The sequence below is a fragment of the Micromonospora sp. NRRL B-16802 genome, assembly GCF_001279555.1.
GTDB classification, from domain to species: Bacteria; Actinomycetota; Actinomycetes; order Mycobacteriales; family Micromonosporaceae; genus Micromonospora; species Micromonospora profundi.
The window spans coordinates 58,500-84,897 of the sequence record NZ_LGEB01000057.1 but is presented as its reverse complement, the minus strand read 5'-3'; the positions used below and the strand labels follow the sequence as shown (position 1 = coordinate 84,897).

Annotated in this window: 21 protein-coding genes and 1 pseudogene; 12 read left to right on the top strand and 10 right to left on the bottom strand. The window is 72.1% G+C overall.

All coding sequences use genetic code 11. The annotated features are described in order from the left end of the window. Positions 1–64: 64 nt before the first annotated feature. The 3 genes from ADK66_RS14575 to rdgB all read left to right on the top strand — a co-directional run bounded on the left by ADK66_RS14575 (position 65) and on the right by rdgB (position 2,345). Positions 65–808 carry an MBL fold metallo-hydrolase gene (locus tag ADK66_RS14575; RefSeq protein ID WP_053655580.1) on the top strand — a complete coding sequence of 248 codons (744 nt, stop codon included), beginning with the start codon at positions 65–67 and terminating at the stop codon, positions 806–808. Positions 809–875: 67 nt separating this feature from the next. Continuing rightward, positions 876–1,601 (top strand): ribonuclease PH, encoded by a 726-nt coding sequence (gene rph, locus ADK66_RS14570; protein ID WP_053655579.1) that lies wholly within the window; start codon positions 876–878, stop codon positions 1,599–1,601. A 126-nt stretch (positions 1,602–1,727) separates the two neighbouring features. Next, on the top strand, positions 1,728–2,345 hold the full coding sequence (gene rdgB / locus ADK66_RS14565) for an RdgB/HAM1 family non-canonical purine NTP pyrophosphatase (protein WP_053655578.1): 618 nt from the start codon (positions 1,728–1,730) through the stop codon (positions 2,343–2,345). A gap of 106 nt (positions 2,346–2,451) precedes the next feature. Here the strand turns inward: rdgB and hutH are convergent, their stop codons facing one another. The 6 genes from hutH to ADK66_RS14535 are packed head-to-tail and all read right to left on the bottom strand — an operon-like array spanning position 2,452 to position 10,328. Next, positions 2,452–3,990 carry a histidine ammonia-lyase gene (hutH, locus tag ADK66_RS14560; protein ID WP_053655577.1) on the bottom strand — a complete coding sequence of 513 codons (1,539 nt, stop codon included), beginning with the start codon at positions 3,988–3,990 and terminating at the stop codon, positions 2,452–2,454. Next, positions 3,987–5,171, bottom strand: coding sequence for an imidazolonepropionase (hutI, locus tag ADK66_RS14555; RefSeq protein WP_053655576.1), 1,185 nt, complete (start codon positions 5,169–5,171; stop codon positions 3,987–3,989). Before hutI ends, hutH begins: the two co-directional genes overlap by 4 nt. Positions 5,172–5,179: 8 nt before the next feature. Further along, entirely contained in the window at positions 5,180–6,541 is a 1,362-nt protein-coding gene (locus ADK66_RS14550) for a formimidoylglutamate deiminase (RefSeq protein ID WP_053655575.1), read from the bottom strand. A 37-nt stretch (positions 6,542–6,578) separates the two neighbouring features. Continuing rightward, on the bottom strand, positions 6,579–7,799 hold the full coding sequence (locus ADK66_RS14545; RefSeq protein ID WP_053655574.1) for an allantoate amidohydrolase: 1,221 nt from the start codon (positions 7,797–7,799) through the stop codon (positions 6,579–6,581). A gap of 11 nt (positions 7,800–7,810) precedes the next feature. Next, on the bottom strand, positions 7,811–9,460 hold the full coding sequence (hutU, locus tag ADK66_RS14540; protein WP_053655573.1) for a urocanate hydratase: 1,650 nt from the start codon (positions 9,458–9,460) through the stop codon (positions 7,811–7,813). A 16-nt stretch (positions 9,461–9,476) separates the two neighbouring features. Further along, positions 9,477–10,328: a MurR/RpiR family transcriptional regulator gene (locus tag ADK66_RS14535; RefSeq protein ID WP_053655572.1), complete on the bottom strand. Its 852-nt coding sequence runs from the start codon at positions 10,326–10,328 to the stop codon at positions 9,477–9,479. Between the two features lie 147 nt (positions 10,329–10,475). Here ADK66_RS14535 and ADK66_RS14530 point away from each other — a divergent pair, with 147 nt between their 5' ends. From ADK66_RS14530 to ADK66_RS14505, 6 genes are read left to right on the top strand one after another with little or no spacing between them, the layout of a single operon-like run. Beyond that, positions 10,476–11,855: a hypothetical protein gene (locus tag ADK66_RS14530; RefSeq protein WP_053655571.1), complete on the top strand. Its 1,380-nt coding sequence runs from the start codon at positions 10,476–10,478 to the stop codon at positions 11,853–11,855. A gap of 54 nt (positions 11,856–11,909) precedes the next feature. Beyond that, on the top strand, positions 11,910–13,043 hold the full coding sequence (locus ADK66_RS14525) for a glycosyltransferase (protein WP_053655570.1): 1,134 nt from the start codon (positions 11,910–11,912) through the stop codon (positions 13,041–13,043). Then, positions 13,030–14,142 carry a glycosyltransferase gene (locus ADK66_RS14520; RefSeq protein WP_082377451.1) on the top strand — a complete coding sequence of 371 codons (1,113 nt, stop codon included), beginning with the start codon at positions 13,030–13,032 and terminating at the stop codon, positions 14,140–14,142. The genes ADK66_RS14525 and ADK66_RS14520 overlap by 14 nt, the downstream gene beginning before the upstream one ends. A 3-nt stretch (positions 14,143–14,145) precedes the next feature. Further along, positions 14,146–15,321: a glycosyltransferase family 4 protein gene (locus ADK66_RS14515; RefSeq protein WP_231640034.1), complete on the top strand. Its 1,176-nt coding sequence runs from the start codon at positions 14,146–14,148 to the stop codon at positions 15,319–15,321. Further along, positions 15,318–17,054 (top strand): O-antigen ligase, encoded by a 1,737-nt coding sequence (locus ADK66_RS14510; protein WP_053655569.1) that lies wholly within the window; start codon positions 15,318–15,320, stop codon positions 17,052–17,054. Before ADK66_RS14515 ends, ADK66_RS14510 begins: the two co-directional genes overlap by 4 nt. 8 nt (positions 17,055–17,062) lie before the next feature. After that, positions 17,063–18,310, top strand: coding sequence for a hypothetical protein (locus tag ADK66_RS14505; protein WP_369814797.1), 1,248 nt, complete (start codon positions 17,063–17,065; stop codon positions 18,308–18,310). Between the two features lie 7 nt (positions 18,311–18,317). On the opposite strand, the gene ADK66_RS14500 is transcribed toward ADK66_RS14505, so the two are convergent. The 3 genes from ADK66_RS14500 to ADK66_RS14490 form a co-directional block, all read right to left on the bottom strand. Next, a complete protein-coding gene (locus tag ADK66_RS14500; RefSeq protein WP_053655567.1) occupies positions 18,318–19,700 on the bottom strand; it encodes a glycosyl hydrolase family 28-related protein in 1,383 nt (460 codons plus the stop codon). A gap of 98 nt (positions 19,701–19,798) precedes the next feature. Beyond that, positions 19,799–21,292, bottom strand: coding sequence for a sugar transferase (locus ADK66_RS14495; protein WP_082377450.1), 1,494 nt, complete (start codon positions 21,290–21,292; stop codon positions 19,799–19,801). 122 nt (positions 21,293–21,414) lie between these two features. Beyond that, complete coding sequence (locus ADK66_RS14490; RefSeq protein ID WP_082377449.1) at positions 21,415–22,497, bottom strand: LCP family protein; 1,083 nt, start codon at positions 22,495–22,497, stop codon at positions 21,415–21,417. 119 nt (positions 22,498–22,616) lie between these two features. Between ADK66_RS14490 and ADK66_RS14485 the strand changes: the two genes are divergently transcribed. From ADK66_RS14485 to ADK66_RS14470, 3 genes and pseudogenes are all read left to right on the top strand, one after another. Then, the gene (locus tag ADK66_RS14485) at positions 22,617–23,450 is read left to right on the top strand and encodes a class I SAM-dependent methyltransferase (protein ID WP_053655566.1); all 834 of its coding nucleotides are present in this window, start codon (positions 22,617–22,619) and stop codon (positions 23,448–23,450) included. Between the two features lie 4 nt (positions 23,451–23,454). Then, a pseudogene (locus tag ADK66_RS14480) lies at positions 23,455–24,234 on the top strand (MOSC domain-containing protein); the annotation flags it as partial. A 485-nt stretch (positions 24,235–24,719) separates the two neighbouring features. Next, positions 24,720–25,730 (top strand): expansin EXLX1 family cellulose-binding protein, encoded by a 1,011-nt coding sequence (locus tag ADK66_RS14470; RefSeq protein ID WP_053655564.1) that lies wholly within the window; start codon positions 24,720–24,722, stop codon positions 25,728–25,730. 59 nt (positions 25,731–25,789) lie between these two features. Here ADK66_RS14470 and ADK66_RS14465 read toward each other — a convergent pair whose 3' ends face one another. Next, positions 25,790–26,317 (bottom strand): GNAT family N-acetyltransferase, encoded by a 528-nt coding sequence (locus ADK66_RS14465; protein WP_053655563.1) that lies wholly within the window; start codon positions 26,315–26,317, stop codon positions 25,790–25,792. Positions 26,318–26,398: the final 81 nt, after the last annotated feature.

Sequence of the window (26,398 nt, the reverse complement as noted above, 5' to 3'; positions counted from 1 at the left end):
TAGGGATCATGGCCGGGAGCGCCGCCGGCACAGTTACTACTGACAGTGACAGCGAGAAGACCCGATGCGACTGACTGTCCTGGGGTGCGCCGGCAGCTTCCCCGGCCCCGAGTCCCCGTGCTCGGCATACCTCGTCGAGGCCGACGGCTTCCGACTCCTCGTCGACTTCGGTTCCGGGTCGCTGTCCAGTCTCCAGCGGTACGCGGGGCTGCACACCCCCGACGCGATCCTGCTGACCCACCTGCACTGCGACCACATCCTCGACGCAGTGACGTACGTGGTGGTCCGCCGCTACGCCCCGGAGGGCCCCTATCCGGCCCTGCCGGTGTACGCGCCCGCCGGCGCTCCTGACCGGCTCAGCGCCGCGTACCACGACGACGGCACTGTGGAGGACGTCTACCAGTTCTACGCGCTGGAGCCGGGCACCTTCCCGATCGGCCCGTTCACCGTCACCGTCGACCGGGTCAACCATCCCGTGGAGACGTACGGGGTGCGGCTGGAGCACGGCGGTCGCTCGCTGTGCTACTCGTCCGACACCGCGCCCTGCGACGAACTGCTGCGGCTGGCCCAGAACGCCGACGTGTTCCTCTGCGAGGCGAGCTTCCTCGACGGCGTCGACAATCCGCCGGATCTGCACCTGACCGGTCGGGAGGCCGGCGAGACGGCCACGAAGGCCGCTGTGGGTCGGCTGCTGCTCACGCATCTGGTGGCGGCGTGGGGCAGCGAGGCGCACACGCTGGAGTCGGCCACCTCCGCGTACACCGGGCCGGTCGAGGTGGTCCGGGCCGGCGCCAGCTACGACATCTGACTCCCGCCGGGCGCGACGCCGGGGCACCCCGGGGGAGATGGATCGCCGCACCGCATAGGGTGCAGGCATGGCGCGACCTGACGGGCGAGGGCCCGATCAACTTCGACCGGTGACTCTGACCCGGGGCTGGAGCACCCATCCGGAGGGTTCGGTGCTCGTCGAGTTCGGCGGCACCCGGGTGCTCTGCACGGCGAGCGTCACCGAGGGGGTGCCCCGCTGGCGCAAGGGTTCCGGGCTCGGCTGGGTGACCGCCGAGTACGCGATGCTGCCCCGGGCCACGAACACCCGCTCCGACCGGGAGAGCGTCAAGGGCCGCGTCGGCGGCCGGACGCACGAGATCTCCCGGCTGATCGGGCGGAGCCTGCGCGCCTGCATCGATCTGAAGGCGCTCGGCGAGAACTCGGTGGTCCTCGACTGTGACGTGCTCCAGGCCGACGGTGGCACCCGGACGGCGGCCATCACCGGCGCGTACGTGGCGCTGCACGACGCCGTGGGGTGGCTCGCCGCACGCAAGGCGCTGGCCGGCAAGCCGGAGAAGGTGATGCACCGCTCGGTGGCCGCGGTCAGCGTGGGGATCATCGCCGGTGAGGCGCGGCTGGACCTCTGCTACGAGGAGGACGTGGCCGCCGAGGTGGACATGAACGTGGTCTGCACCGGCGCAGGTGACTTCGTCGAGGTGCAGGGCACCGGTGAGGCGGGCGTGTTCGCCCGCGACCAGCTCGACAGCCTGCTCGACCTGGCCGTCGCGGGCTGCGCGGACCTGGCCGAGGCCCAGCGGAAGGCGCTCGCGTGAGCGCGAGGAGTGAGCTTGCGACGCGAGGAGTGAGCTTGCGAGCCCCGCAGTCGCGAACGAAGGTGATTGGGTGAGCGCGAGGAGTGAGCTTGCGAGCCCCGCAGTCGCGAACGAAGGTGACTCAGCATGAACAAGGTCCTGCTTGCCACGCGTAACCAGAAGAAGCTTGTGGAGCTTCAGCGGATCCTGGACGGCGCGTTGGGCGCGCACCGGATCGCCCTGCTCGGGCTCGACGACGTACCGGAATATCCGGAGCTGCCGGAGACCGGCCTGACGTTCGGTGAGAACGCGCTGATCAAGGCCCGGGAGGGCTGCCGGCGTACGGAGTTGCCGACGATCGCCGACGATTCGGGGCTCGCGGTGGATGCGTTGAACGGGATGCCTGGCGTGTTCAGCGCCCGCTGGTCGGGCAAGCACGGCGACGACCGGGCGAACCTCCAGTTGGTGCTGGACCAGATCGCCGACGTGCCGGACGAGCAGCGGGCCGCGTCCTTCGTGTGCACCGTGGCGCTGGTGCTGCCTGGCGGCAAGGAGCACCTTGTCGACGGCCGGCAGTCCGGGCGGGTCCTGCGGGCGCCGCGCGGTGACGGCGGGTTCGGCTACGACCCGATCTTCCTGGGCGACGGACTGGAGCGCACCAACGCCGAGCTGACCCCGCAGGAGAAGGACGCGGTCAGCCACCGCGGCAAGGCTCTGCGCGAGCTGGCGAAGCTGGTGGCGAAGGTGCTGCCGCCCGCCGCCTGACCGGCAGCCGCCGCCCGCCGCCTGACCCGCAGCGGATGACAGCGAACCGTGAAATGTGCTGTCGTCCGCCGCCTGACCCGCGGCGGACGACAGCGGCCTGCGAAGGTCAGCCCAGTGGGCCGACCTCCCGTTCGATTGCGGCACGCAGCTCCGGGCCGGCCAGCACCGCGCGGGCGGCCTCCAGTACCGGGGCGAGGAACACGTCCGGGCCGGGCTCGCCGGCCGCGCCGCCGAGCGCGGCCACGGCGGCCCGGCCGGCCGGCGACGGCACCAGCGGCGCCCGCAGTTGCAGCCCGCGTACGCCGGCCAGCAACTCGACGGCCAGCAGGCTGGTGAGGTTGTCAAGCACGGTGCGTAGCTTCTTTGTCGCCGCCCAGCCCATCGAGACGTGGTCCTCCTGCATGCCGCTCGTGGGCAGCGAGTCCACCGACGCGGGGGCCGCCAGCCGCCGGTTCTCGGCGACGATGCCGGCAGCCGTGTACTGGGCGATCATCAGCCCGGAGTTCACGCCGGCGTCGGGGGAGAGGAACGCCGGCAGTTCCCGCGAGCGGGTGACGTCCAGCAGCCTGTCCACCCGCCGCTCGGCGATCGCGCCAACCTCTGCGGCGGCGATGGCCAGGAAGTCCGCAGCGAAGCCGAGGGGCGCTCCGTGGAAGTTGCCTGTCGACTCGACACGACCGTCCGGCAGCACCACCGGGTTGTCCACGACGGACACCAGCTCCCGGGCGGCGACGGTGCGGACGAAGTCCAGCGTGTCGCGGGCCGCGCCGGCCACCTGCGGGGCGCAGCGCATCGAGTACGCGTCCTGCACCGCGTGTGCCAGGTCGTCGCGGTGCGAGTCCATCACCCGGGAGTCTTGGAGCAGGCGGTGGATGTTCGCGGCCGACGCGGCCTGACCGGGGTGCGGCCGGATGGCGTGTAGCTCCGGCAGGAACGGCCGCTCCGAACCGAGCATCGCCTCGATGGCCAGCGCGGCCGTCACGTCCGCCATGGCGAACAGGTGCGCCGCGTCGTGGATGGCAAGCAGCAGCATCCCGAGCATGCCGTCGGTGCCGTTGATCAGCGCCAGCCCTTCCTTGGCGGCAAGCTCGATCGGCTTGAGCCCGGCGGCGGTAAGCGCCTCTGCCGCGTCCTGCCGTTCACCGGCCGGGCCGAGCACCCAGCCCTCGCCGAGCAGCACGAGCGCGCAGTGCGCCAGCGGTGCCAGGTCACCGGACGCGCCAAGCGAGCCGTGTTCGGGCACCCACGGGGTGATGTCGTGGTTGAGCAGGTCGACAAGCGCCTCGGCGATCAGCGGGCGGACCCCGGAGCGGCCCAGGGCCAGCGAGCGTACGCGCAGCAGCATCATGGCGCGGACGACCTCACGCGGCATCGGGGCGCCCACCCCGGCGGCGTGGGAGCGGATCAGCGCGTGCTGAAGCTCGGCACGCCGCTCCGGCGCGACGAACGTGTTGGCCAGCGCGCCGAAGCCGGTGGAGACGCCGTACACGGGCCTTCCCGCGGCTTCGATGCCGTCCACGATCGCGCGGCTGGTCGCCATCGCGTCCCGGGTGGCCGGGTCGAGGACGGCAGTGGCGGTGCCGCGGGCCACGGCCAGGACGTCGTCGGCGGAGATTCCGGTGGGGTGGATGGTCACGGTCGTCATTGCGGCACTCCGTTGAGCAGGACCTGGCGGATCAGTGGGACACCCGGCCGGTAGGCCAGGTGCAGGTACGAGGGCGCGTCCAGGACGACCAGGTCGGCCCGGGCGCCGGCGGTGAGCACACCCACGTCGTCGCGGCGCAGCGCCCGAGCCCCGCCGGCGGTAGCGGCCCAGACGGCCTCCGCCGGGGTCATGCCCATCTCGCGGACCGCGAGGGCCACACAGAACGGCATCGACGAGGTGTACGACGTGCCGGGGTTGCAGTCGGTGGCAAGCGCGACTGTGACACCGGCGTCGAGCAGCCGGCGGGCGTCCGGGTAGGGCGAGCGGGTGGAGAACTCGGCACCGGGCAGCAGGGTCGCCACAGTGCGGGTCCCGGACCCGTCGTCGCTGGCGGTGCCGGCCAGCGCTGCCACGTCGTCGTCGCTGAGGTGGGTGCAGTGGTCGACGCTGGCCGCGCCCAGCTCCACCCCGAGCTGGACACCGGGGCCGGGGCCGAGCTGGTTGGCGTGCACCCGTACGCCAAGCCCGGCGGCCTGCCCGCAGGCGAGGATGGCGCGGGCGTGGTCGACGTCGAAGGCGCCCCGCTCGCAGAACACGTCGATCCACTTCGCGTGCGGTGCGGCGGCGGCAAGCATCGGCCCGCAGACCAGCCCGACATAGTCGTCGGGACGGTCGGCGTACTCGGCGGGCACCACATGAGCGCCGAGGAACGTGGTCTCGGTGCTGGTCTCGGCGGCGATCCGCAGCGAGCGTGCCTCGTCGGCGACCGTCAGCCCGTACCCACTCTTGATCTCCATGGTGGTGGTGCCCTGGCGCAGCGCCTCCCCGCGTAGCCGGCGCACTGTGGCCCGCAGGTCGTCGTCGCTGGCGGCGCGGGTCGCGCCGACTGTGGTCCGGATGCCGCCGCCGGTGTAGCGTTCGCCGGCCATCCGCGCGGCGAACTCGGCGGCCCGGTCACCGGCGAACACCAGGTGCGCGTGGCTGTCCACGAAACCGGGCAGCACTGCCGCCCCGCCGGCGTCGATCCGCCGGTCGGCGGCCGGCGCGTACGCGGCAGGCCCGACCCAGGCCACCCGGCCCGCCTCGATCAGCACTGCCGCCCTGCGGCGGATGCCCAGCGGACCCTCGCCGACGCCGTTGGTGACCAGCTCCCCGATGTTGTCGACAAGCAGGCTGCTCATGCTCGCGCTCACGCCGGGGTCACCGCCTCGATCGACGCCGACAGCTCGGCCGGTACGTCGACGGTGAGGTGCCTGCCCTCGGCAACCACCACCCGGCCGTCCACAAGCACCTGGTCGACGTCCGCGGCGGACGCCGCGAAGAACACGCCCACCGGCGGCACCCCTGCCGTGCGGGCGCTGTCGAGTCGGACCGTCACCAGGTCGGCGCGGGCGCCGACGGCGATCCGCCCGGCGTCGGCCCAGCCCAGCGCGGCATGGCCGGTGGCGGTGGCCGCCGCCAGCAGCTCGGCGGAGGTGAAGTGGCCGCGGCGGCGGGTGCGCAGCCGTTCGTCAAGCTCCACGGCGCGCGCCTCCTCGAACAGGTCGACCACCGCGTGGCTGTCGCTGCCCAGGCTGAGCCGGAGCCCCGCATCGGCCATCTGCCGGGCCGGGCCGATCCCGTCGGCGAGGTCCCGTTCGGTGGTGGGGCAGAGGCACACCCCGGTCCGGTTGTCGCCGAGCAGTGTCAGGTCAGCGCCGGTCGGGTGGGTGACGTGTACGGCGGTGGTGTCCGGCCCGAGCACGCCGTGCTCGGCGAGCAGCGCGGTGGGTGTGCGCCCGTGCACGACCCGGCACTCGTCGTTCTCGGCGTACTGCTCCGACAGGTGTACGTGCAGCGGAGCGTGCCGGCTTCGCGCCCAGTCGGCGACAGTGCGCAGCTGGTCGGCGGGGACCGCCCGCACCGAGTGCACGGCCGCGCCGACGCGAGCGTGGGAGTCAGTCGGCTGGAACGCCGAGGCCCGCTCGGCCCACCGGACGGCGTCACCGTCACCGAAGCGGCGCTGCGGTCCGGCGAGCGGCTGACCACTCACTGTGGAGGTCAGGTAGCAGGTGTCCAGCAGGGTCAACCGGATGCCGGCGTGCGCGGCGGCCTCGACAAGTGCCGCGCCCATCTCGTTCGGGTCGTCGTAGGCGCCGCCGTCGGGCCGGTGGTGCAGGTAGTGGAACTCCCCGACGCAGGTGATCCCGGCCAGGGCCATCTCGGCGTAGACCGCGCGGGCCAGCGCCAGGTAGGTGTCCGGGTCGAGCCGGTCGGCGACGGCGTACATCCGGTCGCGCCAGCTCCAGAAGTCACCCCGGCTGCCGTGGGTACGCCCACGCAGGGCGCGGTGGAAGGCGTGCGAGTGCACATTGGACAGGCCGGGCACTGTCAACCCGGGCAGCCGGGTGGCGTCCCGCAGCACCTCCACCCCGGCCTCCGGCCCGGTGGACCCCTGCAGCGGTGTGACGGCGGTGATCCGGCCGTCCTCGACCTCGATGAGCACCTCGGGCGTGGGCTCGGAGTCCTCGGGCAGCCAGGCGTACTCGGCGAGCCAACGGGAGGTGGTCATGCTCCTCGCCTCCTGTGGAGCTGAATCGTCTGCGTTGTCAGCGGCATGTCAGCTCCTCCAACACGTCGGCCAGCGCCCGTACCCCGGCGGCGCAGTCGGCGTCGGTGGCGGCCTCTGCGGGGGAGTGCGACACCCCGCTCGGGTTGCGCACGAACAGCATCGCGGTGGGCAGATGCGCGGCCAGCACCCCCGCGTCGTGCCCCGCGCCGGTGGGCAGCACCGGCGCGTCGAGCAGCGTGGCCAGCCGTCTGGCCAGTCCACCGTCGAAGGCGACAAGCGCTGTGGCCGACTCCTCGGTGACCGTCACCTCCGTACCGTCGCGGCGGGCACGCTCGGCGAGCTTGCCCTGTACGGCCTCGACCAGGTCGGCGAGGGTCTGCGGGTCGGCGGCGCGGGCGTCCAGCCAGCCGGTCACCTTCGACGGGATGGCGTTCGTGGCGTTCGGTTCGACGGCGACCCTGCCGACAGTGGCGTGCGCGCCGCGCAACCGGGCCTCCTTGTTGGCCGCCAGCACCGTGAACGCGTAGGTGAGCATCGGGTCGCGGCGGTCGGCCATCCGTGTCGTACCCGCGTGGTTGCCCTCGCCTGTCACGTCGAAGCGCCAGCGGCCGTGCGGCCAGATCGCGCTGGCCACCGCTACCGGCGCGTCCGCCTCGACGAGCGCGCGGCCCTGCTCGACGTGTAGCTCCACGAACGCGCCGAACCGGCCCAGCAGCTCCGGGCGGGCGCCCGCCGGCCGGTCGCCGAGCGCCTCGGCGAAGCTCACCCCGGCCGCGTCGCGCAGCCCGGCCGCGCGATCGACAGGCATTGCACCGGTGAGCAGACGCGACCCCAGGCACGGTACGCCGAAGCGGGCCCCCTCCTCCTCCACGAACGCGGCCAGCACCAGTGGCCGGATCGGGGTGACGCCGGCGGCGCGCAGCTCGTCCACGGCGAGGAAGGCGCTGACGATGCCGAGCGGCCCGTCGTACGCCCCACCGTGCGGCACCGAGTCGAAGTGGCTGCCGGTCAGCACCGCGTCGGCGGCCTCCGGGTCGCCCCAGTGCGCGAACAGGTTGCCGTTGCCGTCCTCGGTGACCGGCATCCCTCGCTGCTGCGCCTGTGCACGGAACCAGGCCCGCAGCTCCCGCTCCGGCTCGGTCAGCGCGTAGCGCAGGTAACCGCCGCTGTCGGCGTCCCGCCCGATCGGGGCGAGCTCGTCCCACAGGGTGCGGAACTTGTTAGGAAGGGCCCCTTCTACAACAAAATCCGATAACAAGGTGCCCTTCCTTACTGCTCGGTCATCGGGACGCGGATGTCGGTGCGGTCGGCTACCTCGCGGGCGCCTTCGTAGCCGGCATCCACGTGCCGGATGACGCCCATCGCCGGGTCATTGGTGAGCACCCGCTCGATCTTCTGCCCCGCGAGCGCGGTGCCGTCGGCCACGCAGACCTGCCCGGCGTGGATGGACCGCCCGATGCCGACCCCGCCGCCGTGGTGGATGGACACCCAGGAAGCCCCGCTTGCCGTGTTGACGAGCGCGTTGAGCAGCGGCCAGTCGGCTATCGCGTCGGAGCCGTCGGCCATCGCCTCGGTCTCCCGGTACGGGCTGGCCACACTGCCCGCGTCCAGGTGGTCCCGACCGATGACCACCGGGGCGGAGAGTTCACCGGAGGCGACCATCTCGTTGAACCGCACGCCGGCCCGGTCGCGCTCGCCGTAGCCGAGCCAGCAGATTCGCGCCGGCAGACCCTGGAACGCGACACGTTCGCCGGCCAGCCGGATCCACCGTGCCAGGGACTCGTTCTCCGGGAACAGCTCCAGGATCGCCCGGTCGGTGGCGGCGATGTCGGCCGGGTCGCCGGACAGCGCCGCCCACCGGAACGGACCCCTACCTTCGCAGAACAACGGCCTGATGTACGCGGGCACGAAGCCCGGAAAGTCGAAGGCGCGCGGGTAGCCGGCGAGCTGCGCCTCACCACGGATCGAGTTGCCGTAGTCGAAGACCTCGGCGCCGGCGTCGAGGAAGCCGACCATCGCCTCGACGTGCCGCGCCATCGACGCCCGCGCCCGGTCGGTGAACTCGGCGGGCTTCGCCGTCGCGTAGTCGCGGGCATCGGCCAGATCCACTCCCACCGGCAGGTACGACAGCGGGTCGTGGGCGCTTGTCTGGTCGGTCACGATGTCGATCTCGACGCCCCGGCTGAGCAGCTCGGGGAAGACCTCGGCGGCGTTGCCCACCACGCCCACGGAGAGCGCCTGCCGGTCCCGCTTCGCGGCCAGCACCCGCTGCACCGCGTCGTCCAGCGAGTCGGCGACCTCGTCCAGGTAGCGGTCGTGCACCCGGCGGTCGAGGCGGGTGCGGTCCACGTCCACGATCAGGCAGACGCCGCCGTTCATGGTGACCGCGAGGGGCTGCGCCCCGCCCATCCCGCCGCAGCCTGCGGTGAGCGTCAGCGTGCCCGCGAGGGTGCTCCCGAATCTCTTGGCGGCCACCGCGGCGAACGTCTCGTACGTGCCCTGGAGGATGCCCTGGGTGCCGATGTAGATCCACGAGCCGGCAGTCATCTGCCCGTACATGGTGAGGCCGAGGTGTTCGAGGCGACGGAACTCCGGCCAGGTCGCCCAGTCGCCGACCAGGTTGGAGTTGGCCAGCAGCACCCGGGGCGCCCACTCGTGGGTGCGCAGCACGCCCACCGGCCGGCCCGACTGCACGAGCATCGTCTCGTCCTCGCGCAGGTCGGTGAGTGTGCGGACCAGCGCGTGGTACGACGGCCAGTCCCGCGCCGCCTTGCCGGTGCCGCCGTACACCACGAGGTCGTCGGGGCGTTCGGCCACCTCGGGGTCGAGATTGTTCATGAGCATCCGCAGTGCGGCCTCCTGCTGCCACCCACGGGCGGTCAGCTGACTGCCCCGTGCGGCACGGATCGGCTCTGTCATCTCTGGTCTCCTCCGGTCATCCGAGGAACAACTGACGGCGGGCCGCCGAGGCTTCGAACGCTTCCAGCCGGCGCTGCGTGTCGGCCGGCGCGGCGTCGCAGATCGCCTGCAACAGCACCATGGCCAGGGTCATCGGGGCGGTGTGCAGGTCGAAGACGAGTTGGGCGCCGACGGCGGCGGGCAGCACCACGTCGGCGTGCTCGGTGGCGGGGCTGACCGGCGAGTCGGTGATCGCCACGACGGTCAGGCCGGTGGCCCGCGCGTCGCGCAGCGCGTCAAGGGTCTCGCGGGGGTAGCGGGGCAGCACGAAGGCCAGCACCGCCGAAGCGCCGGCCTCGGCGGCCTGTTCGAGGCGGTCGGTCAGCAGGCTGCCGCCGTCGTCGAGGACCCGCACGTCCGGGTGCACCTTGGCGGCGAAGTAGGCGAAGTACGCGGCAAGCGGTGCGGCGGCACGCAGGCCGAGCACCGGCAGTGGGCGGCTGGCCGCGAGCAGCCTGCCGGTCTCGGCGATCCGGTCCCGGTCGGCGAGTTGACCGGCCAGCCGGTCCAGGTTGCCCATCTCGGCGCGTACCGCCTGCTGGAGTTCGTTTCCGGCGTCCGCCGGACCACCGGGTCTGGCAGTGGTGAGGCCTCGCAGCCGGCGGCGCAGCGCCGGGTAGCCGTCGTGGCCGAGCGCGACGGCGAACCGGGTCACCGACGGCTGGCTGACCCCGGCCAGCTCGGCGACCTCCGCCGCGGACAGGTACGCCACCGCCGGGCCGTGCTGTACGAGACAGTGCGCGATGCGGCGCTGGGTCGGGGTGAGCCGCACCCCGTCGAACAGGTCGAGCACCTGCTCCACCGACGCCTCGACCCCTGTCTCATTCACACCGCGACTCTATGCATGAAAACTTTCAGAGGGCAAGGGGTGGCTGGGCTGCCCGCCGGGCCCTCACCTGTCGCACCGCCGACCGGCGGGACGCTGCGATGGCACCACCTCTGTAGGATCCGCACGGCGGTCGAGCGGAGGAGTGGCATGCAGCCGGAGAACCCGTACAGGTACACCCACATGTTGGGCGCCTGCCAGGTTGGCAAGGCGTGGGCCGCAGTCGACGGGCAGGGCCAGTTCGCCACGGTGGCCGTGCTCGACGGCGTCGCCGCGTCCGACGAGCGCTGGCGGGTGGCCTTCGGCAACGCCGCGAACGCGCTGGCGCAGGCCGCCGGCGGTCACCGATACGCGCACGCCAACCTGACCGCCGCCCACCCGTGGGTGGCCTACCGGGCCGAGGAGGGGAACGCGCCGCAGCGCCTCTTCCAGAGCCTCGGCATGGCCTACCAGCCGGTGCCCGACCTGCCGGTCTCCGCGCCACCCATGTCGGCGCCGCCCACCTCGGCGGCACCTGCCTCAGCACCGCCTGCCTCGGCCCCGCCGGTTTCCGGTGTGCCGCAGCAGGCCAGCGGAGCGCCGGTCTCCGGTGCGCCCGAGTTGGTGGCGCACATGCCGCAACTTCCCTGGGCGGTGCACACCAACCCGGTCTCCGGGCAGCCGGTGTCCAGCCCGTCGCAGCCCGTCTCGGGTGCGCCCGGCTCACCCGTACCGTCGCAGAGCCCCGCACCCGCGACCCACAGCCCGGCACCGGCGACCCAGAGCCCGGCCCCTGTGACCTACGGTCCCGCGACCTACAGCTCGGCATCCGCTTCCGCGTCCGCATCCGACGGCCTGCCGCCGCAGTCGCCCTCGCAGGATCCGTTCGGCGGTACGGGTCGGCGGATCGCGCCCGTGCAGCGGCCCCCGCAGCGGCCCAAGTGGCTCCTCGCTGTCGCCGCCGTGGTGCTCGTCCTGGCCGCCGGCACCGCCGGGTTCTTCGTCGGCGGCGTCAACCGTTCCGACGACGAGCCCGAAGCGCCGGCGCCGAACGCCTCGCTCGCACCGTTCGAGGCGACGCAGTTCTCCATCAACAAGACCAAGTTCGACGGCGACCTCGCGCCGCTTGCAGAGCCCTGGCTGGCCGCCGCGGGAGGGTGCGCCGTCGACACCGAGGTCGGCGGTCCGCCGCTGCCGGCCGACGAGCGACGCCACGTCTTCTGCCGGTACGGCGGAGCCTCCGTGCACTTCGCGCTGTACCCCGCGAAGGCGGAGAAGGACGCGGCGCGTGCGTACCGTCAGCAGCTCAACCTGGCCGGCGGCGCGCTGGCGCCGGGGCTGCGCGAGGCCACCCGGACGACGGGCGGCGTGACCGGCGCACCCGGCAGCTACGTCGAGTACGCCTTCAAGGGCGGGGACGGCCGGACCGTGTGCGGCGTGTGGTGGGACCGCGACGACGTCAACGGCGCCTTCTACGTCGAAACCCTGTGCGAGGCCGGCATCGCGGGCAACTGGGACGCGCTGCGGGACCTGTGGCGCCGCAACAGCTGACACCGGCACCGGAGGTACGCCCGGCGAGCCGACCGTTGACATGAGTGAGGAACGATGACCTCGTTGGACAACGTCCAGCCGACCGTGCCGCCCCCGGCGTCGACGCCGCTGCTCGCCGACCGCTCCGTGGCGGTCGTCCACGAGTGGTTCGGCGCCACAGGCGGATCGGAGAACGTGTTCCTCGCCATCGCGGACCTTGTGCCGCACGCGCGCCGCATCGTGCTCTGGGCGGACCGGGACGTCGAGGTGGACCGCCTCGGTCTGCACGAGACGTGGCTGGCCAAGACGCCGTTGCGCCGCAGCAAGGCCCTCGCGCTGCCCCTCATGCCCCTGGCCTGGCGGACAGTCGGCGACGAGCGCTACGACGTGGTCATCTCGTCCAGCCACGCGTTCGCCCACACCGTGCGGCTCGGCCCGCCGGAACGGACCCGGCACCTGAGCTACGTGCACTCGCCGGCACGCTATGTCTGGAGCCCTGACTTCGACGGTCGGGGCTCGGGCGCGCTGCTCAGCGGCCCCCGCAAGGCGCTCCAGTCTGTCGACGTCCGGCTCAGCCGGCACGTGCAGGCGTACGCCGCGAACTCCCGCGAGGTGCAGGCGCGGATCCAGCGGTTCTGGAAGCGTGACGCCGTCGTGATCCACCCGCCCGTCGACGTCGAGTACTTCGCCGAGGCCCCGGTCCAACCCGCCCGTGACTACCTGCTGGGTGTGGGGCGCTGGATCCCGTACAAGAACTTCGACCTGATGATCGAGATCGCCGCCGAGTCGGGACTGCCCCTTGTCGTGGCCGGTTCCGGGCCGGAGGAGGCGAGGCTGCGCCGGCTCGCCGCCACCGTCGGGGTGCCGGTGACCTTCGAGGTGCGGCCCTCCCGGGAGCGGCTGCGGGAGCTTTACGCGGGCGCCCGCGCGCTGCTGTTCCCGGCACACGAGGACTTCGGCATCATCCCGGTGGAGGCGCAGGCGTGCGGAACGCCGGTGATCGGTCTGAACACCGGCGGCCTGCTGGAGACTGTCGTCAACGGCGAGACGGGCTTCCTGATCGGCTCGATGCGACCGGCCGACCACGCCGCCGCCGTACGCCGTGTCGGCGAACTCGACGCGGCGCGCATCCGCAAACACGCGATGGCCTTCTCACCGCAGCGGTTCCAGCACGAGATGGGCGAGTGGATCGCGCATGAGACCCGCTGACACCATCGTCGACTGCAGCGGTGTCGGTCCGGGCGGCATCACCCGCGTCCTCACCGAGGTCGTGCGGCACTGGCCGGCCGGGCAGCGGCTGCGGCTCGTCGCCGTACCCCCGACGTGGGAGGTGCCCGCCGGGGCCGCCGCCGAGGTGGCGGTGGTCAGCCGGCAGGCCGGCGACCGGGCCCGGGCCGTCGCGTCCGCCACCACGACCCTGCGTCGGGTCACCGGTGAGGCCCGGCAGGAGCCGGCGGGTGCGCAGGTGCTCTCCCTGAGCCCATCGGTCGCCATGGTCGGCAGCCAACTGCCGGTCACCACGGTCGTCCACGATCTCGCCTTCCGGCTCTGGCCGCACGACCTGTCGACGTCGGTGCGGCAGTACCGGCGGGCCAGCTACGCGACGGCGATCAACAGGTCCCGGCAGTTGCTCTGCGTCAGCGCCCGTACCCGCCACGACCTCCTGGGGCTCTACGGCGTGCCGGAGAACCGGGCCACCGTCTGGTATCCGGGCAGCGACGTGGACGTCGTACCCGGTGCGCTTCCGCCGGAACTCGCGGCCCGCACCGGCGGGGTGCGCCAGTACCTCCTGGTCGCCGGCCACGCGGCCCACAAGGGGGTCGAGCTGGCCGTCGAGGCTCTGGCCGACCTTCCCGACCTGGTGCTCGCGGTGCTCACCGGCGGTCAGCGCATCGACCGGTTCACCGACGCCGTGGCGGCGTCCCCGGCGGCCGACCGGGTGGTGCTGCTCGACAGGCTCTCCGACGCCGACTACGCGGCGGCCGTCGCCAACGCCGCCGCGTTCCTGATGCCGAGTCACTTCGAGGGGTACGGGCTGCCGGCCGCCGAGGCGCTCCGGTTGGGCACACCCACAGTCATCTCACCGGACCCCGCCCTGCTGGAGGCGACCGACGGTCGGGCCGAACGGATGACGACCTGGACGGCGGCGGCGCTGGTCCGGGCGGTGGGCGAGGCCGTGGGAGGTCCTCGACCGAGGGCGGGTGCCGCCGGGCGTTCCTGGCGCGACGCGACCGCTCACCTGGCGCACCTGCTCGACGCCGACCAGGACGGTCGTGCCCTGTCCCAGACGACCGGAAAGCAGGCCTGAGCAGTGCGGATCGCCATGGTCCACTCGTCGTTCGCGATCCGCGGCGGCGCGGAGCAGTACGTGCGGGACCTCTCCGCCGCGCTCGTCGACCGCGGTCACGAGGTGCAGGTGTTCAGCCGCCCGTCGCCGCACAGCCTGCCCACCGACGCGCCCGTCGACACGAGGATCTCGGCCCGCCTGGGCGGCGCCGACCCGAGGCTCGGCAAGGTCCTCACCCATCTCGGTGACCTGGCCGACCCGACCGGCCTGCGCCTGAACGCCCTGCGCGACTTCGCCCCGGACGTGGTGCACGTGCACAACTGGCAGGGCCTGGGCGTCCTGCCGCTGGCCCGGATCGCCAGAACGTGGCCGACCTGCCACACGGTCCACGACTACGCCGTAGCCGACCCGAACAACAGTCTCGCCAACCAGGGCAGGTCAGACCTGACCGACCGCCTGCTGCGAGCCCGGTCGGCGTGGCTGGTCCGGCAACTGCGCGGGGTCTCGCTGCTGTGGCCGGCCGCGCGTACCCGGGACATCGCCCAGCGGCACCTTCCGCAGGGGTCCACGCTGGGCGGGACTGTCGTACCGCTCGCCGTGCCGGAGACCGGCGGCCCGGTGTCCTGGCCGGCCGGCAACCCTGCGGTGTTCCTGTTCCTCGGTGCGCTCAGTGAGCACAAGGGCATCGACCTGCTGCTGGCCGCGTGGCGGGAGGTGGCCGGCCAGGACGGCGCCACACTGCTCATCGGCGGGGACGGCCCACGCCGGGCCGACGTCGAGGCGGCGGCGCGGGAACTGCCCGGCCTCGAATACCTGGGCTTTCTCGACGCGGCGGGCAAGCAGGCAGCGATGGCGCGGGCCGGCTGGCTCGTCTTCCCCAGCCAGTGGGCCGAGAACTTCCCGATCTCGTGCGTCGAGGCGCTGCGGGCCGGCCGCCCGATCATCTCCAGCGAGGTGGCCCGGCCGCCGATGGCATCGGACGAATCCCTGCGGATCTTCCGGACGCGCGCGGAGCTGACCGAGACCCTGCGTCGGGCCGCCAGCATGCCGCCTGCCGACTACGACACGATCGCGGCTGCCGCGGCCCGGGACGGGCGCGAGCTGAACTGGGACCGGCACGTCGACGCTGTTGTCGACGCTTACACCGCGCTGCGCGCGGACGACGCGGGACGGCGACGAGTCCCGGCAACAAGACGATGACGGCCGGTCGGCGCGCGGTGCGGTCGCCGGGCCCGATCCGCTGGCGTACGGTGCGGGTCCTGCTCGGCGCGGTTGCCGCCGTGCCGGTGGCCACAGTGGTGTGCCTGCTCGCCGGTGCCCCGCCGCTCCTGCCGGCCTTCGTCGTCGTGTTCGCCGCGCTCGCGGTGTTTCCACTGCCGGGCCTCGCGTACGTCCTCGTCGTGCTGAACGCGCCGCTGGGTCTGCGCCTCGCCGGCGTGGAGGGGATTGTCGGTGACGCCTTCGGCGGTCGCGAGTACGCCCTCGGGTTGTCCGCAGCGGCGATAGCCGGCGTGCACGCCCTGCGCTGCGTGCTGCGTGGTGGCTGGAGCCGCCGGCAGGTCGTCGGCGTCGGCGTGGGCCTTCTGGTGCTGGGCGTCTGGAGCCTGATCGGCATCGCGCACCACGGGCCGGGGCAGACCCTGTCCGGGCTCCGGCTCACAGTGCTGCCGTTCCTTCTCCTGCTGGCCCTGCTGGGCCTTGGCGCGCCAGGGATGACCCGGATCGTGACAGTCGCCGCCTGGCTGCTGATGGCCAACGGCGTCGCCACCGTCGCAGAGCTGATCATCGGGCCGCAGCAGCTCGTCCAGTGGGGTTTCGAAGATGGCCGGGCGATCCGCTACATCGGCGACACGTTCCGGGCTCCCGGCCTCACCGAGGTCAACGCCGAGCTGGGCATCCTCGCCGGCGCGTTCCTGCTCGGTTACGTGGCGCTCTGGCTGACCTCCGGCGCCCGGCCCACCCGCTGGTCGTGGCACGTCGGCGCGGTCTCGGCGGTTGTCTGCCTCGCGCTCAGCACGTCCCGTTCCGGTGCGCTGCTCGTCGTCGGCGGGGTCATCGCCGCCGCCGTGGGCAACCGTTCCGGCGGCGCCGCCGCTCGTCGCCGCGCCCGCCTCGTCGGGCTCGGTGTCGTGGCGTGCGTGACTGTCGGTTTCGTGGCCGTCGGCGCGACCGGTGCGCGCAGCCTCTTCCAGCGTTTCGAGGTGTGGTCGGGGCTGCTCGACGGTGACCTTCCGCTCTGGGGCCGTGGCATCGGTGCCGCCGGAGCGGCGACGGTGTCGCGAGCCGCCTCCGGCGGGCAGGTCTTCGTCGACAACTACTTCGTCAGCGTCGCCCTCCAGTACGGGCTGCCGATGATGGTGGTGCTGATCGCCGGGATCGGATACCTGCTCGTCCGACTCTGGCGGTACGCCTCAACGCTCCCGTCCGCCGTTTCCCATCTCGCCGTCCTGACCGGCCTCTCGGCTGCGTTCCTCGTCATCGAAGCCTGGGAGTACACGGGCGCGACGATGTGTCTCGCGGTCTTCGTCGCGTACGGGAACCACCTGGACCCGCTGCCGCCGGCGCCCGTTGCGCCCGCCGTCGAGGTGCGACAGGCGCCGGCGGTCCCGCCCGTCGCGCACCCGCCGGCCCGACCGCCCGAGCGACGGCGGCCTGTCGACGCGGAGACCGTGGTGCTGCCCCGGGTGGAGGCGGAGACGGTGGTGTTGCCCCGGGTGGAACCGCAGAGGGTCGCGCGGCAGCCCGTCGACGCCGACACCGTGATCCTCCCGCCGCAGCGCTCCGCACGCAGGGGCGATGACCCGCAGCGTTCCGCGGCACCGCGCCACCAGCAACCGCCTCCGTCGTACGGCCGCAGGGACGACGACAGCACCGCTGTCCTGCCGGTGACCCGCCCGGAACACCGGCACCCCGACGACAACCGGAGGTGGTGATCGTGCGCATGCTCTCCACCACGGTGCTGCGTCTGCAACGGTCGCAGATCTCCGTGCAGGCGCTCACCCGGCTGTCAAGCGTGGCGCTGTTCCTCTACGCGTCGTGGGCCGACAACGACCGGCTGGCACTCGTCGCGCTACTCGGCACGTTGCTCGCCATCCCGTACACGCTGATGGAGGCGCTTGTCGGCCGGCCGCTGTCGGCGGGAGTCGTCCCCGACGACTGGCGTCTGGAGAGCTGGGCTCGACGTGTGTCCGCCCTGGTGGCGCTGCCGGTCGCCGCCGTGGCCTTCCTGTCGGTCTCCGTTGCGCTGCCGGACAGCAGCATCACCGACCGGTTGTGCGTGGTCGCCCCGGTGCTCCTCCAACTGCCGGTGGAGGCGATGTTCTGGGCCTGCGCGCGTACCCGATCCCCAGGCAGCGCCAACCTCATCCCTCAGCTCACCGCCCTCGGGACCCTGGTGAGCGGTGTGCTCCTCCTCTCTGCCGACGTGCGGGTGGACATCGCCGCCGTGCCCGCGCAGCTCGCCGTGCTGGCCTGGGTGACGCTGCGATCCCGGGTCGCCTCGGTCGGCACGATCCGGCCAGGTGCCCGGCAGAGCCTGTCGGTCGGCTCGGTCTACTGCGTGGCGGCTCTTGCCGATCTGGCGTACACGATCGCGTTGCCGTCGGTGGCGGGCGCCGCGGCGGGGCAGACAGCAGTGGTGGTGCTGCGGGCGCTGGATCTCGTATTCGGCCCGTTCCACGTGGTGCTCTCGGCCAGCACCCGCGAGGACATCGTGGCCGGCCGGACGGCACGCTGGCGCACAGTGACCCGCGGGTTGACCCTCGTGGCGTGGCTCGGCGTGTCGGTGGTGGTCCTCGCCAGCGAACAGGTACGCCGGTTGCTCGCCCCCGACCTGGCCGCCGTGGGCGCCGCGGCGATCGCTGGCTACTGCCTCTACAAGCTGCTGCTCGCGGTCTCCACCTGGCTGTCCGTCCGCCACATGACCTGGGCCCGTCCGCGTCGCTACCTGGCCTCCGCCATCGGATCGCGGATCATCGCGTTCGCAGGGGTTGCCGTGGCGCTCGTCTGGGCGGCCGACGTGTCCGACCTCGTGCTCCAACTGTTGCTCTGCGAGGCGCTTGTGGTGGTGTGGTTCCTCGGGCGGATGCGACAGACACCGGCCGAGTCGACGTCGGCGGACGCGCGCCCACCCGGGCACGTCGGCGCCCACCGGGCGACACGAGCGACGGCATCCTCGGCCCCGGTCTGACGTACGGTCAGGGTTCGGTGGCCATGACCTGGACGGCGCCGCTCGGAAAGATCGCGCACAGTTGGGTCCGGCCGTTGACCTCGCGGGCGAAGACACGCACGCTCCCACCCGACGGACGGTCGGGGGTGGGCTGCGACCGCAGGTCGAACGCGGGACGTACGACGAGGTTGCGGTCGGCGTCGCCGAGCCCCTGCACGATCTCCACCTGGGTCGACGACGCCGGGTTGCCGATCCAGCCGCGACCGGTGCCCGCGATGCGGCCGCCGCCGTCCGCGAGGGCACCCGGCTGGAACATGCTGACCCGGACGTTTGACAGGCCACGGTCGGCGCCGAAGTCGACGGCGGCGGTCCCACAGTTGACGACCCTGCTGTCGACGACGCATCCGGACGGCTCGTCCGGCTGCGTTCCCGGGGCGAACTGCACGCCGATCTCCGGGTTCGGGTGCGACTCGTTGTAGCCCAGGACGAACCCGCCCACCCAGCGGCAGTCGCTGCGCGAGATGCGTACGCCCACACCGCCGTTCAGGTCGGCGTAGCAGTTGACGCAGCCGACGCTCGTTGCCGCGAGGTCGAACGCCACGTCCTGCCGGATGCCCCACGCGTGGCAGTTCACCATCTGCGTACCCGTCGAGTCGCCGGCGACCCGGAACCCCGCGCCCGCGTTCTCGAAGGCCACGCAGTTGAGGAACATCGAGTCGTGCGGGCCCTGGAAGGCGATGCCGTGCCCGTCGTTGTCGTGTGCCCGTACGGCGGTGAGCCGGGCCTCCATCTGGTGCGAGGGCGCGGCCAGAGCGGCCGTCGGACCCCACTCGCTGAAGATGCCGTCGTTGCGGCAGTTGAAGATGATCACCTCGGTGATCTCGTAGCCGTACCCGTACACCCGCAGCCCGTAGCCGCCGGCAGGGTTCTGCTCCTTGTTGCCGTCGAGGGTGAGGTCGCGGATGCTGAACAGGGTGATGCCCGCGTCGGAGCGGGTGCCCGTCAGACGGGCGAAGCCCTCCGACTCGAGGATCGCCGAGTTCGCGCCCGCCCGCAGCCGCAGGACTGTCGCATCGCCGCCGGAGCCGCGCAGGTGCACCCGGGATCGCAGTGTCAGACGCCGCGTCAGGTAGACGCCGGGCGGCAGGAACACGATCCCACCGGTGGGGCGTACGGCGTCGATCGCAGCCTGGAGCGCGTCGGTGTCGTCGGCAGCGCCGTCACCCGTCGCACCGTGGTCGCGGACGTTCACCACCCGGCCGTCACCCAGGGACGAGAGCCCGTTGGCGGCCGCCGCACCGCCCAGAGCCGCAGTGCCCACGCCCGCAGCGACAGCACCGCCCCGGAACAACGCCGAGCGACGGCTGACAGCCCGACCACCCGGTCGGTCCGCGCTGTCCTCGTGGGCCATGAGTCCGTTCCCTCCCCGTGACACCGTGGACGGACGATGATCCCACGCCACGCCGTCGCGTCAGAAGCCGGTGCTGCGGCCGGGCGGGGTTCCGCTCGTCAGCGACCGCCGGCCCGGAACACCTCCGCCACGGTCCGTAGCAGCACCTTGACGTCCAGCCAGGGCGACCAGTTCTCGATGTAGTAGTTGTCGAACCGGGCGCGGTCGGAGATCGGCGTGTCCCCGCGCAGGCCGCTGACCTGCGCGAGCCCGGTGAGACCCACGGGCACCCGGTGCCGCATCGCGTACGTCGGGTATTCCGCCGAGAACTTCTCCACAAAGTACGGACGTTCCGGCCGCGGACCCACCACGCTCATGTCACCGCGCACGATGTTCCACAACTGGGGAAGCTCGTCCAGGGAGGTACGTCGCAGCAGCCGCCCCACCGGGCCGACCCGCTTGTCGTGGGCGATCGACCAGTTCGTCTGCGACTCGTGCTCGTTGACCGGGCGCATCGACCGGAACTTGATGACCTGGAAGGGATTGCCGTGCCTGCCGATCCGCTCCTGGTGGAAGAAGATGCCGCCGCGGCCGCCGCTCTCCAGCAGCACGGCGATGGCGCAGAGCAGCATCACCGGGCTGAGCACCACCAGGGACAGCGACGCGAAGGCCACGTCGAACGCGCGCTTGAGCGCCCACCGCGGGCCGGAGAGCGTGGTGTCGCCGATCTTCACGATCGGGATGGCGCCGATGTGGTCCGGGTTACCCGCTGCCGAGCGGGAGCCCCACAACCGGGGAACAGCCCACAGGTCGCAGGCAGCGCTGAGCGGCCGGCGGAGCACCTCCATCACCGTCGACTCGGAGCTGGCCGGGTCCGCGAGGATCAGCACGTCGCAGCGCTGGAGACGGACCAGGTACTCCAGGTCGTCGAGGCTGCCGGCGAGCTGGATCCCGGCGCCACGCGGCACTGTGTCGACACAGCCAACGTAGCGGAGCCCGTACTGGGGGTAGCGGCGCAGCAGGCGGGCCAGTTCGACTCCGATCGGCCCACCTCCGATCACTATCGCGTTGTGCTCCACCCAGCGCCGTCGCCGGGCCGTCATGACGAGGGTCCGGGTCAGTGCCCGACCCAGGATGACGAGCACGACGGATAGTGCGACGCCGTGCATGAAGCCCGCCAGGTATGTGGCGGAGTCGTGCCGGGTCGCGGCGATGATCGCGATGATGGAGGCGGAGGCCAGCAGACGCCCGCTCAGGCTCGGCAGCTCGTCGAGGATGCTCAGATGCCGCCGTGGCCGGTACAGGCCGCCAACCGCGAAGATCACCACGGTCACGCAGGCCATGGCCAGGGTGCCGCGCCAGTAGCGTTGGTCGTTGACCAGAAGCGGCGCCAGGAGAGCGGCCAGATCGACCGGTACGGCGAGCATCCACGCGCGCAGCGGGTTCGTGCGTTTCGACGTACGCGAACTGGCGTACGGCAGGACCGTCGTGGTGTCGAGATCCGGTTTCTGGTCGACGGCCGTCGGGCCCTGATGTTTGTCGACGTGGTCCGCCGAGAGCGCGCGTTCAGGCGCGTTCTCAGCGAGCTTTGTCGATGTCGATTCGCTCGACATCAATGTGTGTCCCTCCCCGTGGTGCCACGGCGACACGAATGTCTGCCGGGGCGAAGGCAGAATATGACCACATCGCATCAGTCAACAGGGCCGTTTGGATGAATCCAACTGCGCCCTGTCGGTCAGGAGCTGGGCTGGTTTGCGGTGATCTCGTCGACCGAGTCGCGTCGTACCGCGTCGAACAGCGTGCGGGCCTTCGCGACATCGGCGAGCACCACGCTCTCGGTGCCCATCATGCCGGTGCCCTTTGTGGGGCAGGTGTAGAAGCCGAGCTGGCCGCTGCGCAGGTGCCGCAACTCCATCGCCAGATCCACCAGCGACATCGACTCGTCCACCGCGACGGCGTTGGCGGTGGCCCGGACGAACGAGTTCAACTTCCCGGGGTTGGCCAAGGTGCCACCGGAGGCCGCCTTGTCGAGGATCGCCTTGATGACCTGCTGCTGGTGCTTGATCCGGCTGAAGTCGCCGTCCGCGAAGGCGTACCGCTCGCGGGCGTAGTCGAGCGCGGCCGCGCCGTCGAACGTCTGGGTGCCGGCCTTGAACGTCCGTCGGCTGTCCGGGTTCAGCGAGTGCGTCGAGGTGAACCCCTTCTCCACAGTGATGTCGATGCCACCGAGCGCGTCGACGATCTCCTTGAAACCGGCGAAGTCCACCATCGTCACGTGGTCGATGCGTACGCCTGTGAACTTCTCCACCGTCTGCACCATCAACGGAATGCCACCCCACGCGAACGATGCGTTGATCTTCGCGTCCCGACCGCCCCGGCCCTCCTTCGAGCGCGGCACCGGCACCCACGTGTCCCGGGGAATCGAGATGAGCTGCGCGCTGGACCGGTCTTTCGGCAGGTGCGCGAGGATGATGGTGTCGGTGCGGGAACCGCCGGTGTTCTCCGGGTCACGCGTGTCACTGCCGAGGATGAGGATGTTCATCGCGCCCTTGGCCTTCTCGGCCACCTGCGGTCGTTCGGCCTCGGGCACGTTGCCGAACGCGTCGACGCGCTCGATCCCCGAATTGATGGAACGGAAGTAGAGCCCTCCGGCGACCATGCCGCTGCCGGCGAGCAACGCCAGGACCACGAAGGTGATCAGAACGACCTTCCGCCACCGGCGACGGCGCTTCGGCGGCGCCTCCGTCGTGGGTTCCGATGGTGACTGCGCCGCGATGAACTCCGTCTCGGGCTCCGCGTACTCCTGGCGATACTGCATAGGCGCGATGCTACTGATTTCGCGTTACGACCTGGTACCCCTGTCACTGCCAGCGCGGTCCGCATGACGACTGAATAGTTTTCCGACACACGGTGGCGCGAACCTGGTATGAACCAGCCGTGGACGCAACGAAGCTCCGACGGGCCATCGCCCGCACGCCCCTCGCCCCGGTCGCCGCGTTCCCCAAGCGGCTCGCCCGTGTCGCCCGCCACGACGCCAAGGTGCTGCGCGTCTCGGCCCGGTGGCTTGTCACCTCCCGTGAACATCACAACTACACGTACGAGTTGACCAAGCTGAGCCGCAACCACCTGGCCTGGTTCGTGAGCGTGGTCTGTGACCGACCGGTCACTCAGGTCCGCGAATGGCTCGGCGAGATCGAGTCCGATCAGGTGCTGCGTCAGCACATCGAGCGGACCACCGCGGGCGCCGCCCGACGCGGCCTGGCCGACCGGCAGGTCCGCTACGCCCGCCGGATCGGCTGGTACGCCATCGTCCGAGCCACCCGTCCCACGCACATCGTCGAGACGGGCGTCGACAAGGGACTCGGCACCTGCGTGCTGGCCGCCGCCCTGCTGCGCAACGCCCAGGAGGGCCACCCGGGCCGCGTCACCTCGCTGGACATCAACCCCGAAGCCGGCTACCTGGCCCGCAGCGAACCCTGGTCCGACGTCGTCGACCTGGTCATCGGCGACTCGATCGCCTCGATCGGCGCGCTGGACCGCCCCGTCGACCTGTTCCTGCACGACAGCGACCACAGCCGCGCCCACGAGAAGCGCGAGTTCGACGCGATCGAACCGAAGCTCGCACCCGGCGCGATCCTGCTCACCGACAACGTCACAAGCACCAACGTGCTCGCCGAGCACGCCGAACGCACCGGCCGCCGGTTCCTCGCCTACCGGGAGAGCCCCGCCAACCACTGGTACCCCGGCGACGGCATCGGCGTGGCATGGTAGCCGGGTGCGGTTGACCTCGATCCACACGTACCCCGTCAAGGGCTGTCACCGCCTCGACCACGACGGCGCGCTCGTGCAGCCCTGGGGCCTGGCCGGCGACCGGCGCTGGATGGTGGTGGACGCCGCCGGCGTCGGCGTCACCCAACGAGAGACCACCCGGCTGGTCGGCCTGCGCGCCACAGTGCGCCCAGGCGGCCTGACGCTGCGCGCCGACGGGCAGCCCGACCTCGACGTGCCAGAGCCGACAGGCGGCGACCCGGTACCGGTCCGCACCTTCCGTCACCGCAAGATCCCGGTGCCCGCGCTACCCGCCGGCCCGGCGGCCGACGCCTGGCTCGGCGAACTGCTCCACCGGCCCGTCCGGCTCGTCTGGCTGGCCCGACCGGCCCGGCACCTCGCCGTCGACGAACGCGACCACGACACCGGCGACCAGGTCAGCTTCGCCGACGCCTACCCGCTGCTGCTTGCCAACTCCGCCTCCCTCGACGCCCTCAACGGATGGCTCGCCGAGGCCGGCGAGCAGGCGGTGCCAATGGCCCGGTTCCGGCCCAACCTGGTGGTCGACGGAGCGCCGGCGTGGGCCGAGGACGACTGGGCCGGCCGATCGCTGCGCATCGGTGACCTGCTGTTGCGCGCCGCCGGGCCGTGCGACCGCTGCGTGGTCACCACCACAGACCAGGAAACCGGGGTACGCACGAAGGAACCCCTGCGCACCCTCGGCCGCCACCGCAACATCAGGCAGAAGCTCCTCTTCGGACTGCACCTGGTGCCTGTCGACAGCGGCCCTGCACGTCGGCGATCCCATCGTCATCGAACCCTGACCGGCCAGGTATTGCCGCGCCTGCGGCCCCGATCGATGATTGTCGAATCTGGAGGTGACGCCATGGTGGCCCTGCATCAGCCCCGGGTGGCATGGGAAGCGGCCCGGGTGCTCGTCGGCGCGACACGCGACGGAGACCTGTTCGACTGGCTCAGCGTTCAGGTAGGTGACCTGCTCGGGCCGACCTGCCAGGAGTCGCTCGAACGGACCCGCGACCAACTCCGGCACGACCCCGACGGCACCCGCGCGTCGGTCGAGACCGGGCTGTGGCGGGCCCGCCTGGAGGACGTCCTGCGGACCCGGCCGGGCCTGGCGGGCGAGTTGCAGAGCCTGGCCACGCTGACCGCCGGCCTCCAGAAGGAACGCGCCGGTCACCGTCCGTCGATGCTGTCTTAGCTTTCGCTTAGCCGGCTTGTTCGCCCGCCCGCGGGTCCGGCAGCATCGCCGACGTGACCGACGGAAGCGCTCCCGGCGGCGTCGGCAGCACCGACGTCGACATCGAACTCGACGTGGACCGTGCCCCGGACAACCCGCCGACATCCACGCCCGGCCCGCTGCCCTGGCTCGTCGCCACCGGCGTCACAGTGCTCGCGGCGGCGCTCGGGCTCACCCTCGCCCTGCGCTCCGGCTCCACCCCCGCCTGCGCCGCCGGCCGGACCCTCGCCGCCGCACCACCCACCGGCACCGCCACCCACAGCGGCAAAGCGACCTTCTACGACTCCAACGGTGGGGGCGGCAACTGCTCGAACCCGGCCGTCCCGGCCAACCGGCTCTACGTGGCGCTCGGCCCGAGCGAGTACGCCGCCGGTGCCGCCTGCGGCGGCTTCCTCGACGTCACCGGCCCGAAGGGCACCGTCCGCGTCCTGATCATGGATCAGTGCCCGGAGTGCGAGACCGGGCACCTCGACCTTTCCCGGGAGGCGTTCGCCCGCATCGCCGACCCGGTCCAGGGCCTCGTCCCGATCACCTACCGTGCCGTGGTCAACCCGCCGCTGCCCAGCCCGCTCACCTTCCGGATCAAGGAAGGCGCGTCGCGGTTCTGGTTCGCCATCCGGATCGGCAACCACGGCAACCCGCTGCGCGCCGTCGAGGTGCGCCAGGGCACGACAGGCCCGTGGCGGGCGACCGCCCGGGAGGACTACAACTACTGGCTGCTGGCCTCCGGTGCCGGTCCCGGCCCGTTCAGCGTGCGGGTCAGCGACGTGTACGGACACCAGGTCACCGTGTCCGGCATCCGAATGACACCCGGCCAGGTGCAGACCAGCGTCGTGCGGATGTACGAGCCCGGCACCGCGCGCGCGACAGCGCGACCGCCCGCGTCGGCCCGCCCGGCCACCACCCGACCAGCGTCCACGCCGACACCCGCGCGCCGGCCGGCGGAGGTGGCGCAGGCGAACGCCTCGGTCGCCGGAACGCCCTCCACCCGCCCGCCAAGGCCCACCGCCCGCTGGTGTGGCTGAGCGGTCAGTCGGCTGGGCTGGGTGTGGCTGACCGACTGGCGGTCGGGGTGGCTGAGCGGTCAGTCGGTCGGGGTCAGGTCGAGCCACATGAGGATCTCGTCCCGGTCGTCTCCTGGCGCCACCCGCAGCGCGCCCGGCAACCGGCCGATCTCCCGGTAACCGAGACGGCGGTAGAACCCGTCCAGACCCAGTCCGTCACGCACCGTCACGTGCAGCGCCTCGTGACCCAACTCCCGCCCCAGCCGCGCGGCCTCACGCATCAGCGCCGACCCGTAGCCCGTGCCCTGAGTGTCCGGGTGGACCATCACCCGCTTCAGCACGCACCAATGCGCCTTGAGCGGGAACCGGTTGTCGCAGAAGACAAGCACCGCCACGAGTCGGTCGCCGTCGTACCCGGCCAGCAGCCGGTCCGGCCCGCCGGCGATGCCGGCGAAGGTCGGGTCGGCGATCGTACGGACGTCGGTGGCGGTGACCGGCGGCACGAAGCCGACCGCGCCACCGGCGTTTGTGACGTCCACCCAGAGGGCGACGATCTCGTCGCGTAGCCGTGGGGACAGGTCGGGGTCGAGGACGAAACGCAGACTCACGGCGCCAATCCTGGCTGGTCAGTCGCACGATCGGCCCGGGGTTGTGACCCGGCCGACAGCGTGCGCAGCCCGTGAACGCGC

Coding starts and splice junctions, on each gene's coding strand:
- ADK66_RS14505 (WP_369814797.1), top strand. CDS start 17,063: ATGCTCTCCACCACGGTGCTGCGTCTGCAACGGTCGCAGATCTCCGTG.
- ADK66_RS14520 (WP_082377451.1), top strand. CDS start 13,030: ATGAGACCCGCTGACACCATCGTCGACTGCAGCGGTGTCGGTCCGGGC.
- rph (WP_053655579.1), top strand. CDS start 876: ATGGCGCGACCTGACGGGCGAGGGCCCGATCAACTTCGACCGGTGACT.
- ADK66_RS14510 (WP_053655569.1), top strand. CDS start 15,318: ATGACGGCCGGTCGGCGCGCGGTGCGGTCGCCGGGCCCGATCCGCTGG.
- ADK66_RS14530 (WP_053655571.1), top strand. CDS start 10,476: ATGCAGCCGGAGAACCCGTACAGGTACACCCACATGTTGGGCGCCTGC.
- ADK66_RS14525 (WP_053655570.1), top strand. CDS start 11,910: ATGACCTCGTTGGACAACGTCCAGCCGACCGTGCCGCCCCCGGCGTCG.
- rdgB (WP_053655578.1), top strand. CDS start 1,728: ATGAACAAGGTCCTGCTTGCCACGCGTAACCAGAAGAAGCTTGTGGAG.
- ADK66_RS14490 (WP_082377449.1), bottom strand. CDS start 22,497: ATGCAGTATCGCCAGGAGTACGCGGAGCCCGAGACGGAGTTCATCGCG.
- ADK66_RS14550 (WP_053655575.1), bottom strand. CDS start 6,541: ATGACCACCTCCCGTTGGCTCGCCGAGTACGCCTGGCTGCCCGAGGAC.
- hutI (WP_053655576.1), bottom strand. CDS start 5,171: ATGAGCAGCCTGCTTGTCGACAACATCGGGGAGCTGGTCACCAACGGC.
- ADK66_RS14495 (WP_082377450.1), bottom strand. CDS start 21,292: ATGTCGAGCGAATCGACATCGACAAAGCTCGCTGAGAACGCGCCTGAA.
- ADK66_RS14575 (WP_053655580.1), top strand. CDS start 65: ATGCGACTGACTGTCCTGGGGTGCGCCGGCAGCTTCCCCGGCCCCGAG.
- ADK66_RS14500 (WP_053655567.1), bottom strand. CDS start 19,700: ATGGCCCACGAGGACAGCGCGGACCGACCGGGTGGTCGGGCTGTCAGC.
- hutU (WP_053655573.1), bottom strand. CDS start 9,460: ATGACAGAGCCGATCCGTGCCGCACGGGGCAGTCAGCTGACCGCCCGT.
- hutH (WP_053655577.1), bottom strand. CDS start 3,990: ATGACGACCGTGACCATCCACCCCACCGGAATCTCCGCCGACGACGTC.